The organism is Porphyromonas bobii (genome assembly GCF_943169685.1).
GTDB classification, from domain to species: Bacteria; Bacteroidota; Bacteroidia; order Bacteroidales; family Porphyromonadaceae; genus Porphyromonas; species Porphyromonas pasteri.
The window spans coordinates 13,152-25,353 of record NZ_CALPBU010000005.1; the positions used below are offsets into that span (position 1 = coordinate 13,152).

Annotated in this window: 7 protein-coding genes; all 7 read right to left on the bottom strand. The window is 55.1% G+C overall.

What is annotated here, in order from left to right; genetic code table 11:
* Window positions 1-32 precede the first annotated feature (32 nt).
* The 7 genes from KO088_RS05720 to rpoB all read right to left on the bottom strand — a co-directional run bounded on the left by KO088_RS05720 (window position 33) and on the right by rpoB (window position 12,106).
* Window positions 33-434, bottom strand: coding sequence for a DoxX family protein (locus tag KO088_RS05720; RefSeq protein ID WP_188808342.1), 402 nt, complete (start codon window positions 432-434; stop codon window positions 33-35).
* Window positions 435-538: 104 nt separating this feature from the next.
* Window positions 539-1,363, bottom strand: a complete 825-nt coding sequence (gene tsf / locus KO088_RS05725; protein ID WP_215493952.1) for a translation elongation factor Ts — start codon at window positions 1,361-1,363, stop codon at window positions 539-541.
* Window positions 1,364-1,506: 143 nt separating this feature from the next.
* Window positions 1,507-2,301, bottom strand: coding sequence for a 30S ribosomal protein S2 (gene rpsB, locus KO088_RS05730; RefSeq protein WP_009432742.1), 795 nt, complete (start codon window positions 2,299-2,301; stop codon window positions 1,507-1,509).
* 157 nt (window positions 2,302-2,458) lie between these two features.
* Window positions 2,459-2,845, bottom strand: a complete 387-nt coding sequence (gene rpsI, locus KO088_RS05735) for a 30S ribosomal protein S9 (protein ID WP_009432809.1) — start codon at window positions 2,843-2,845, stop codon at window positions 2,459-2,461.
* 15 nt (window positions 2,846-2,860) lie between these two features.
* The gene (gene rplM, locus KO088_RS05740; RefSeq protein WP_215493953.1) at window positions 2,861-3,316 is read right to left on the bottom strand and encodes a 50S ribosomal protein L13; all 456 of its coding nucleotides are present in this window, start codon (window positions 3,314-3,316) and stop codon (window positions 2,861-2,863) included.
* Between the two features lie 596 nt (window positions 3,317-3,912).
* The gene (gene rpoC / locus KO088_RS05745) at window positions 3,913-8,268 is read right to left on the bottom strand and encodes a DNA-directed RNA polymerase subunit beta' (RefSeq protein WP_215493954.1); all 4,356 of its coding nucleotides are present in this window, start codon (window positions 8,266-8,268) and stop codon (window positions 3,913-3,915) included.
* A gap of 25 nt (window positions 8,269-8,293) precedes the next feature.
* Window positions 8,294-12,106: a DNA-directed RNA polymerase subunit beta gene (gene rpoB, locus KO088_RS05750; protein WP_188808346.1), complete on the bottom strand. Its 3,813-nt coding sequence runs from the start codon at window positions 12,104-12,106 to the stop codon at window positions 8,294-8,296.
* Between the last annotated feature and the right edge of the window lie 96 nt (window positions 12,107-12,202).

Below are 12,202 nucleotides of genomic sequence, written 5' to 3' on the forward strand. Positions count from 1 at the left end.
GAGGAATGGGCAGGCGGCTTAGGGAGAAGCTATCACTTCTTGGGGCGCTGAGGCATCGGGCGCGTATAGGCCCAAGCCCAAGCGATGAGAGGGAGCTGGAGTGGCAGTCGCACCAAGGCGAAGGTCAGACGGGGATCCGCCGTGGCCTTCATATTGAGATAGGTCTGGATATTCGCAGGGAAGACCGCGATAAGCAAGAGGACAATACCCCACGCAGCCCACACACGCAGACGAGTCTTCGGGCGAAGGACAAGAGCCACTCCCAGCACGATCTCGATGACCCCACTCAGGGCAACGAGCGCTTCGTGAGCGGGGAGGTAGGGTGGCATCGTGCGCAGGTACATCTCGGCATTCACGAAGTGATTGATCCCGGCAGCGATATAGAGGAGGGCACAGAGGTAGAGCCCGACGAAGTAAAGGCGATAACGAAGCATCGGAACGTATAGGGAAAAAGGTGATAAAAGCACTGACCCCCTACCGCAGGTGCGTTAGGGGGCCAGGTAGACCTGCCCTAAGCGGGCAAGCGTAGTACTTGAGATTATTCCGCTTTGAGCGTCACACGCTTGAAGGCAGTCACCGTGAGGCTCTTGCTCTGAGCCTGGAGGTACTGAGCGATGGTCAGCTTGTTGTCCTTGACGAAGAGCTGATCAAGGAGGGTATTTTCCTTGTAGTACTTCTTCAGGGCACCCTGTGCGATGTGGTCGACGAGGTTCTCGGGCTTACCAGCTTCGCGAGCCTTTTCGCGAGCGAGGTTGAGCTCACGCTCCTTGACATCAGCGGGGACGTCTTCTTCGGTGATGCCGACGGGAGCCATAGCAGCGATCTGCATAGCCACGTCGCGAGCGACCTGAGCGTCAGTAGCTTCGTTGAAGGCTACGATCGTAGCGAGCATGTTCCCTGGGTGGATGTAAGAGGTCGTGAAAGCACCCTGGACGAACTCGTATACACCGAGCTCCATCTTTTCACCAGAGACACCGCTGCGCTCGGTGATGTGGTCCTGTACGCTACGGCCGTCAGCCATAGGAGCAGCGAGGATTTCTTCCTTAGAAGCACCCTTCTTAGCCTTAGCTACTTCGAGGATAGAGGAGACGAGCTTGATGAAGTCTTCGTTCTTAGCGACGAAGTCCGTTTCGCACTTGACGCCTACCATGACAGCATAGTCGCCTTCGTTAGCAGCGAGGATGCAGCCTTCTTCGGCTTCGTGGTCGCCACGCTTAGCAGCGATAGCCTGGCCACGCTTACGGATGAGTTCGATAGCCTTTTCGAGGTCGCCAGCAGCTTCTTCGATAGCCTTCTTAACATCGGAGAGACCAGCACCGGTGAGGGCGCGGAGCTTCTTGATGTCTTCCAACAATTTACTCATGATGGTATCTTGTATTGAGTTAGAGTTCTTGTGATTGGCAGATAAGACCCGAGGACGAGCGGGTTAGACGGCTCATCCTCGGACTTATCTTACTGTATATCGCTCCCGTCAGGGAGTCGACAGGGTCGTCTCAGACGGAGAGCTTAAGCTTCTTCGGAGGTAGCCTCAGCCTTGCGGCGGGTACGGCTGCCCTTCTGAACGAGCTTAGCGCCACCTTCGCCTTCACCCTTTTCCTGGCCCTTACCTTCGGCCTTGCGTTCCTGCAGACCTTCGGAGATAGCGCCACAGATAGCCGAGACGATGACTTCTACGGCAGCCGTAGAGTCGTCGTTAGCAGGGATGACGTAGTCGACATTAGAGGGATCGCTATTGGTGTCCACAATAGCGAAGACGGGGATACCGAGGCGCTGAGCTTCAGCTACTGCGATGTGCTCCTTCATTACGTCTACGACGAAGAGGGCATTAGGCAGCTTGTTCATATCAGCGATAGAGCCGAGCGTAAGCTCGAGCTTAGCACGCTGACGAGAGATCTGGAGCTTCTCGCGCTTGGAGAGGTTATCAAACGTACCATCAGCAGTCATCTTATCGATCTCGGTCATCTTCTTGACGGCCTTGCGGATCGTAGCGAAGTTGGTAAGCATACCACCGGGCCAGCGCTCCGTGACATAAGGCATACCTACAGCCTTAGCCAGCTCAGCGACAGCGCCCTTGAGCTGCTTCTTCGTAGCTACGAAGAGGATCTTCTTGCCAGCCTTTGCCAGGCCCTTGGCGACTTCTGCTGCTTCGTCGACCTTGACAACAGTCTTGTGAAGGTCGATGATGTGGATGTCGTTACGCTCCATGAAGATGTATGGAGCCATAGCTGCATTCCACTTACGGGTGAGGTGACCGAAGTGGGCACCTGCTTCTATGAGTTGGTCAAATGAAACTCTTGACATGATTTCGTTTACGTTCTATAAAGTGTAACAGAATTACTTTCAACTGCTTGGTAGGACGGAAGTCTTACTCGAGGGAGAAGACTCCCATAGCTCTAAGCAATTTAGATACTAAACGCGAAATAACATCCCTCAGGCCACAAGCCTGAGATGAGGGATATTAACGCTTGCTGAACTGGAAGCGCTTGCGTGCCTTGGGGCGACCTGGCTTCTTACGCTCGACGACACGAGAGTCGCGAGTAAGGAAGCCTTCTGCGCGCAGGGCTGGCTTGTCTTCTTCGTTGATCTTGACGAGAGCACGAGCGATCGCAAGACGAGCTGCTTCGCTCTGTCCCTTGAAGCCCCCACCCTTGAGGTTGATCTTGATGTCATACTTCTCTACGGCATCCAGAGTAGCCAGGGGCTGGCGTACGATATACTGGAGGATCGAAGAGGGGAAGTATGCAGCGATATCACGCTTGTTGATCGTGATCTTCCCGCTACCTGCTGCTACATATACGCGGGCTACTGCGGCCTTACGACGGCCAATGGCATTGATGAATTCCATACGTCCTGGTATATATTACTTGAGCTTGGAGAGATCGACGAGACGAGGCTGCTGTGCTTCGTGCTTGTGCTCTGCGCCATCATAGACGTAGAGGTTAGCCAGGATAGCAGCACCGAGACGGTTCTTGGGGAGCATACCCTTGACGACCTTGCGGAAGAGGCGGTCAGAACCCTTAGCCTGCAGGAAGCGGGGGCTGAACTGACGCTGCCCACCGGGGTAGCCAGAGAACTTAAGATAGACGCGGTCATCCCACTTCTTACCAGTGAGGACTACCTTGTCGGCGTTGATTACGATCACGTTGTCCCCGCAGTCTACGTGGGGCGTGAAGTTGGGCTTGTACTTACCGCGAAGGAGCTTAGCGATCTTGGAGCATACACGACCCAAGCTCTCTCCTGCTGCGTCCACGACGACCCACTCCTTGGAGACGGTCGCCTTGTTGGCAGAGACGGTCTTGAAACTTAAAGTGTCCATTCCTTCTGTCTTGTTGTTAATGATTCGACGAATAGCGATTCTACTTATAGCGACAGGTCTTCTCGTGGCCTTACCCTATAACTATGGGACACAGGCAAAGCGCACACTACTCTCCCAGTACTGGGCGATAAGACTCTGTCGATCCTCATAGACTCGCTGGGTACTATTTGATAAACAGCGCACAAAGATACAAAAAAACAAGAGACGCCGTGCACCTCTCCCCCATCCCGCCATAAAGATGCGGCAATCCCGCCCTCGGGCAAGCAACTCCCCTCCTCCCCACTGCTGCTGGGGTGACCTATATAGGTAGAAAAACGAACCAGTACTGGTCACTCATCCGACCAGTACTGGTTGACAATAGCGACCTATACTGCTTCGCGCTGCGACCAATACTGGTCGGATGAGTGACCAGTAGTGGTTCAAATTGCCCCTCCGAGAGCCTCCCTCTATCTCCCTATAAATAAACCCCATACGCACCGCCGAAAATGTGGCTACTTTCCCCCGAAAAAGAAGCTCCCATCAGTATAGGCACAAAAAAGCCCCGCCCGCAGGAGCATGGCTCGTGCGGGCGGGGCAGATGTTATAGGGAGGAGGGCTTAGCCAGCGATGCTGACGTCGCCTTCGAGGTCGAGACCAGAGGAGGCAGCGAGTGCCTGTTCGTGTTCGCTCACAGGCATGACCACGAGACGCTTGTACTCACGCAGACCCGTACCGGCGGGGATGAGGTGACCACAGATGACGTTCTCCTTGAGGCCTTCGAGCGTATCGACCTTACCGTTGATAGCAGCATCGTTGAGGACCTTCGTCGTTTCCTGGAAGGAAGCAGCCGACATGAAGCTCTTTGTCTGCAGAGCAGCGCGGGTGATCCCCTGGAGGATCTGGCGAGCCGTCGCGGGCTTAGCTTCGCGAACCTCTACGATGCGCAGGTCGCGGCGCTTCAGCTGGCTGTTCTCATCACGCAGCTTGCGGAGCGTGACGATCTGACCTGGGCTGAGGGTCTCAGAGTCGCCAGCGTCGACGACGACGACCTTACCCCAGAGGCGGTCGTTCTCATCCATGACCTCAAGCTTATCAACGACCTGCTGCTCAAGGAAGAGCGTATCCCCTGGATCGAGGATCTCTACCTTGCGCATCATCTGGCGGACGATGACCTCGAAGTGCTTGTCGTTGATCTTCACACCCTGCAGGCGGTAGACGTCCTGGACTTCGTTGACGATGTATTCCTGGACAGCCGTGGGGCCCTTGATCTCGAGGATATCGGTAGGCGTGATAGCACCATCAGAGAGAGGCATACCAGCGTAGACCGAGTCACCTTCCTGCACGAGGATCTGCTTAGAGGTAGGTACGAGGTACTTACGCTCAGCGCCGAGCTTGGTGGTGACGATGACCTCACGGTTACCACGCTTGAGGCTCTTACCGAAGGAGACGACACCATCGACTTCTGCTACGACAGCAGGGTTAGATGGGTTACGTGCTTCGAAGAGCTCCGTGACACGAGGCAGACCACCGGTGATGTCACCAGCCTTACTCATCGAGCGAGGGATCTTAGCGAGCGTCTCCCCGACGTGGATCTCGGAGTGGTTCTCCTGGACGACGTGAGCACCTACAGGGAGGTTGTAGCTCTTGAGGAGGTTGCCGTTGGCGTCCTCGATATGGATACCTGGTACGACGTTACGGTCCTTCGATTCGGTGATGATCATTTCCTTCAGACCCGAAGCTTCGTCAGACTCGACGCGGTAGGTAGAGCCTTCGATGAGGTTATCGAAGACGACCTTACCCGAGACTTCAGAGATGATGAGGGCGTTGAAGGGGTCGAATTCGAAGAGCGTCTGACCCTTCTTGACCTCTTCACCTTCAGCGAAGAAGAGCTTAGCACCGTAAGGCACCTTGACAGAGCGGAGGACGATCTTCGTATTCTTATCGGAGATCTTCAGCTCGGTCATGCGGCTGACGACGATGTTGACGGGCTTGCCACCATCTTCGGAAGCCACTTCGGCGACACGCAGGTCATCGAAGGTGACGATACCATCGTACTTAGCAGCGACACTATTGCGCGTAGCGACGTTCGAAGCTACCCCCCCGACGTGGAAGGTACGGAGTGTCAGCTGTGTACCAGGCTCACCGATAGACTGAGCAGCGATGACCCCGACGACCTCACCCTTCTGGACGAGGATGTTCGTAGCGAGGTTACGGCCGTAGCACTTAGCGCAGACACCCTTCTTAGACTCACAGGTGAGTACCGAGCGGATCTCGACCTGCTCGATGGGCGATGCCTGGATGCGCTCAGCAGCAGCTTCGCGGATCTCTTCGCCAGCGTGGACGAGGACTTCACCCGTAGAAGGATGGATCACGTCGTGTACAGAGACACGACCGAGGATGCGCTCATAGAGGGTAGCTACTACTTCGTCGTCGTTGTCTTCCTTCGTGAGCTCAGTAGCCACGAGACCACGGAGCGTACCACAGTCTTCTTCGGTGACGATGACATCCTGCGAGACGTCTACGAGACGACGCGTGAGGTAACCAGCGTCAGCCGTCTTCAGAGCCGTATCGGCAAGACCCTTACGAGCACCGTGGGTAGAGATGAAGTACTCAAGCACGGAGAGACCCTCCTTGAAGTTCGAGAGAATTGGGTTCTCAATGATCTGTCCACCCTCGCTACCGCTCTTCTGAGGCTTAGCCATCAGACCACGGATACCAGAGAGCTGACGGATCTGTTCCTTCGAACCACGAGCACCAGAGTCCATCATCATGAAGACGGAGTTGAAGCCCTGGTTGTCTTCGCTCAGGTGCTTCATCAGGATACCCGTGAGCTGGCTATTGACGTGCGTCCACGTGTCGATGATCTGATTGTAGCGCTCGTTGTTCGTAATGAACCCGCCGCTATAGTTCATCATAATCTCTTCGACAGCTTCGTAACCCTCAGCGATGAGCTTAGCCTTCTCTTCGGGGATGATGACGTCACCGAGGTTGAAGGAGAGACCGCCCTTGAAGGCCATATAGTACCCGAGGTTCTTGATATCATCGAGGAACTGTGCCGTGATAGCCACACCGCAGACCTTGATCACGCGGCCGATGATATCACGCAGGCTCTTCTTACCGAGGACTTCGTTGACGTAGCCCACTTCCTTAGGTACGTACTCGTTGACGAGCAGACGACCCATAGAGGTGTCGACCATATGACGGATGGGTTCGCCATCCTTGACGTCGTCGACATAGACCTTGATAGGAGCGTGGAGGTCGATCTTACCTTCGTTATAAGCGATGGTAGCTTCCTCGACACCGTAGAAGGTGTAGCCGTCACCCTTAGCACCTGGACGGAGCTTGGTGATGTAGTACAGACCGAGCACCATGTCCTGCGAAGGAACGGTGATAGGCGCACCATTGGCGGGGTTGAGAATATTGTGCGAAGCGAGCATGAGCATCTGCGCTTCGAGAATAGCTTCGTTGCCGAGAGGGAGGTGGACAGCCATCTGGTCACCGTCGAAGTCCGCGTTGAAGGCGGTACAGGACAGCGGATGGAGCTGAATAGCCTTACCCTCGATCATCTTAGGCTGGAAGGCCTGGATACCGAGACGGTGAAGTGTAGGAGCACGGTTCAGGAGGACGGGATGGCCCTTCATGACGTGCTCGAGGATATCCCATACGACAGGATCCTTGCGGTCTACGATCTTCTTAGCGCTCTTAACCGTCTTGACGATACCGCGCTCGATGAGCTTACGGATGACGAAGGGCTTATAGAGCTCAGCAGCCATGTACTTAGGCAGACCGCACTCGTGCATCTTCAGCTCAGGGCCGACGACGATGACCGAACGGGCAGAGTAGTCGACACGCTTACCGAGGAGGTTCTGACGGAAGCGACCCTGCTTACCCTTGAGGCTATCGGAGAGGGACTTGAGCGGACGGTTATTGTCGGAGCGTACAGCGCTTGACTTACGTGAGTTGTCGAAGAGTGAGTCGACAGCCTCCTGGAGCATACGCTTTTCGTTGCGCAGGATGACCTCAGGAGCCTTGATCTCGATCATACGCTTCAGACGATTGTTACGGATGATCACACGACGATAGAGGTCGTTGAGGTCAGATGTAGCGAAGCGTCCCCCATCGAGAGGTACGAGCGGACGGAGATCGGGTGGGATGACGGGCAGCACCTTCATGATCATCCACTCGGGGCGGTTGACATTCTTGGAGGCGCGGAAGCTCTCTACGACCTGAAGGCGCTTGAGGGCTTCGTTCTTACGCTGCTGTGAGCCGTCGGTGCTGGCGCGGTGGCGCAGCTCGTAGGACAGGGCATCGAGGTCGAGGCGAGCGAGCATGTCGTAGATCGCCTCAGCACCCGTCTTACAGATGAACTTATCAGGATCGGAGTCTTCGAGCTGGGCATTACCTGGATATTCTTGATCGAGGTAATCAAGGTAGTCGAGGTACTGCTCTTCGGTGAAGACGGGATTGGGATCCTTATCGAGCGACTTAGCGGCGGTCTCCTTCGTCAGGTCATCGTTGATGCGAGACTGGAGCACACCACCCTGGATGAGGACGTAGCGCTCGTAGTAGATGATAGACTCGAGCTTCTTGGTAGAGAGACCAAGGAGGTAGCCCATCTTGTTGGGGAGTGAGCGGAAGTACCAGACGTGTGCGATGGGCACCTCAAGCTTGATATGCCCCATACGCTCACGGCGTACCTTCTTCTCCGTGACCTCGACACCGCATCGATCACAGACGATACCACGATAGCGGATACGCTTGTACTTACCACAGTGGCACTCGAAGTCCTTGACGGGACCGAAGATGCGCTCGCAGAAGAGCCCATCACGCTCGGGCTTGTAGGTACGGTAGTTGACGGTCTCGGGCTTCAGCACTTCACCACTGGAGTTCTCTAAGATCTCCTCGGGGGAGGCAAGAGAAATCCGGATCTGTGAGAAGTTGCTCTTTATCTTATTGTCTTTCTTGAAAGCCATAATAGAAAGGGAAATAATGCGGATCTTATTCGAGGGAGAAGCTTAGACCTAAGCCCTTAAGCTCGTTGAGCAGTACGTTGAGCGACTCAGGGATACCAGGCGTAGGCATAGGATCACCCTTGACGATCGCTTCGTAAGCCTTAGAGCGCCCGTGGACGTCGTCAGACTTGATGGTGAGGATCTCCTGGAGGATGTGCGAAGCACCGAAGGCTTCGAGAGCCCAGACTTCCATCTCCCCGAAGCGCTGACCACCGTGCTGAGCCTTACCACCGAGTGGCTGCTGCGTGATGAGCGAGTAAGGACCGATGGAGCGAGCGTGCATCTTGTCATCGACCATGTGACCGAGCTTGAGGAAGTAGGTCACACCGACCGTAGCGGGCTGGTCGAACTGCTCACCCGTACCACCGTCGAAGAGGTAGGTCTTACCGTTGCGGGGAAGCCCAGCCTTGTCCGTCCAAGCGTGCATATCATCGAGCGAAGCACCGTCGAAGATAGGCGTAGCGAACTTGCAGTCAAGACGACGTCCAGCCCAAGCTAGGACAGCCTCGAAGATCTGACCGAGGTTCATTCGCGAAGGCACACCGAGGGGGTTCAGACAGAGGTCGACAGGCGTACCATCTGCGAGGAAGGGCATATCCTCCTGGCGGACGACCTTAGAGACGATACCCTTGTTACCGTGACGACCTGCCATCTTATCACCGACCTGGATCTTACGCTTCTTAGCGATGTAGACCTTGGCCATCTGGATGATACCAGAGGGCAGTTCATCACCCATGGTCTCGTCGAGCTTCTTACGGCGGAGATCCGACTCGTATTCCTTAGACTTCTTGAGATAGTTGGAGATCACCTCCGTGATGAGCTTATCCGTGTGCTCGTTGCCCGTCCAACCCGAGAAGATGATCTCGTTGTAGTTCAGAGCCTCGAGCTCAGTGCGAGTGAACTTAGCACCCTTGCGAATCTTCTCAACACCGAGGAAGTCCTTCACGCTGTTCTTACAGGTCTTGCCTGAGGTCAGCTTGAAGAGCTTGTCGATGAAGAGCTCACGGAGCTCAGCCTGCTTGCGCTCTGCCTTCTCTTCGAGGGCAAGGACAGCATCCTTCAGCTCGGAGCGATTCTTCTTAGCAGCCTTAGAGTAGAGCTTCGTATCGACGATGACACCACGCAGTGAGGGCGTAGCCTTGAGTGAAGCATCCTTCACGTCACCAGCCTTATCACCGAAGATAGCACGGAGGAGCTTTTCTTCTGGCGTGGGATCCGACTCACCCTTAGGCGTGATCTTACCGATCAGGATATCACCTGGCTCGACGCGAGCCCCGACACGGATGATACCGTTCTCATCGAGGTTCTTCGTAGCGTCGTCGCTGACGTTGGGGATATCGCTGGTAAGTTCTTCGAGACCGCGCTTCGTCTCACGTACCTCGAGCGTATACTCGTCGACGTGGACAGAGGTGAAGAAGTCTTCGCGGACAAGGCGTTCGTTCAGCACGATAGCATCCTCATAGTTGTAGCCCTTCCAAGGCATATAAGCGACCTGGACGTTACGACCGAGAGCGAGTTCACCGGCCTGGGTAGAGTACCCTTCGGTGAGGACATCACCAGCCTCGACACGCTGACCCTTGAAGCAGATAGGACGAAGGTCGATCGTGGTGCTCTGGTTCGTCTTGCGGAACTTAGGCAGGCTGTAGGTCGTGATAGGATCTTCGAAGCTTACGAAGAGCTCGTCATCCGTGCGGTCGTAGCGGATCTTGATAGAGGTAGCGTCGACGAAGACTACTTCACCAGCGCGCTCTGCTACGATCTGCGTACGAGAGTCACGTACCAGCTGAGCCTCGATACCCGTACCGACGATAGGAGCTTCGGGACGGAGGAGAGGTACAGCCTGACGCATCATGTTCGATCCCATGAGCGCACGGTTAGCATCGTCGTGCTCCAGGAAGGGAATGAGCGAAGCAGCGATAGAGGCGATCTGCGTAGGCGCAACGTCCATCAGCTGAACTTCAGCGGGCGTCACGACAGGGAAGTCAGCCTCCTTACGTGCCTTAATAGCGTCGCGGAGGAAGTTACCTTCATCATCCAGAGGAGCATTCCCCTGAGCTACGATGAGGTCTTCTTCTTCCTCAGCGGTATAGTACTTCAGAGCCTCATCAGAGAAGTCAACCTTCCCATTCTCGACGCTACGATAAGGCGTCGTGATGAAGCCGAGGTCATTGATCTTCGCATAGACACAGAGCGAAGAGATCAGACCGATGTTTGGCCCTTCAGGTGTCTCAATAGGACAGAGGCGACCGTAGTGGGTATAGTGTACGTCACGGACCTCGAAGCCGGCACGCTCACGAGAGAGACCGCCAGGACCGAGAGCCGAGAGACGGCGCTTGTGCGTGATTTCGGCCAGAGGGTTCGTCTGGTCCATGAACTGCGACAGCGCGTTCGTACCGAAGAATGAGTTGACGACCGAGGAGAGCGCCTTAGCGTTGATCAGATCCGTGGGCACGAAGACTTCGTTGTCACGGACGTTCATACGCTCACGGACGGTACGGGCCATACGAGCCAGACCGACACCGAACTGATTGTAGAGCTGCTCACCGACGGTACGTACACGACGGTTCGAGAGGTGGTCGATATCGTCGACGACCTCCTTAGAGTTGACAAGCCCGATGAGGTACTTGATGATGGCCACGATATCCTCGTTGGTCAGTACGCGTACCTCGGGATCGATGTCCAGACCGAGCTTCTTGTTGATACGATAGCGCCCTACTTCACCGAGGTCATAGCGCTTGTCGGAGAAGAAGAGGTTAGAGAGGACTTCACGAGCGTTGGCCTCATCGGCAGGGTCTGCATTACGCAGCTGACGATAGATATAGTAGAGGGCATCGTGCTCGGAGTTACAGGGGTCCTTCTGCAGGGTATTAAAGATCAGCGTGAAGTCAAGAGAATCCTCGGTCTTCTCCTTGTGGAGGAGGATCGTCTTATTGCTCGACTCGAGGATCAGGTCGATGTTGTCTTCAGTGATCTCTGCCTCACGCTCTACGAGGACGGTGATACGCTCCATGGAGACGACTTCACCCGTATCCTCATCGCTGAGGTCATCGATATAAGTCTTGGTGACGCGGCCGGCAAGGCGGCGACCGATGTGCTTCTCAAGGTTAGCGCGCGTGACCTTCACCTCTTCGGAGAGATCGAAGAGATCTAGGATCTGCTTATCCGACTCAAAGCCAATAGCACGCAGCAGGGTCGTCACAGGGAGCTTCTTCTTACGGTCGATGTAGGCATACATGACATTGTTGATGTCCGTAGCGAACTCGATCCAAGAGCCCTTGAAAGGAATGATACGTGCCGAGTAGAGCTGCGAGCCGTTGGTGTGCGTGCTCGTGCCAAAGAACACCCCGGGAGAACGGTGGAGCTGCGAGACGACGACGCGCTCAGCTCCATTGATGACAAACGTACCCGACTCCGTCATGTAAGGGATGTAGCCCAGGAAGACATCCTGCACTACAGTGCTGAAGTCCTCGTGGTCGGGGTCGGTACAAGACAGCTTCAGCTTCGCCTTGAGGGGGACGCTATAGGTCAGACCTCGGCTCAGGCATTCCTCGATAGTGTACTTAGGAGGATCGACATAGTAATCGAGAAATTCGAGAACGAAGTTATTACGCGTATCAGCGATAGGGAAGTTCTCATTGAAGACTCGATATAGGCCCTCAGACTTACGGCTCTCCGTAGCGGTGTCGAGCTGGAAGAAGTCACGGAAGGACTTCAGCTGCACCTCTAAGAAGTCTGGGAAGACGAGAGGGTTCTTTATCGAAGCAAAGTTGATTCTCCCTGATTTTGGATTGGAAGCCATCTATTGATTCTTTGAGTGAAAGGGGGGTTCGGGAATGTTTAGACACGAAATGGTTAAGACCCCCCTCGTCGGGGGATCTTAACCATAATCACCTGA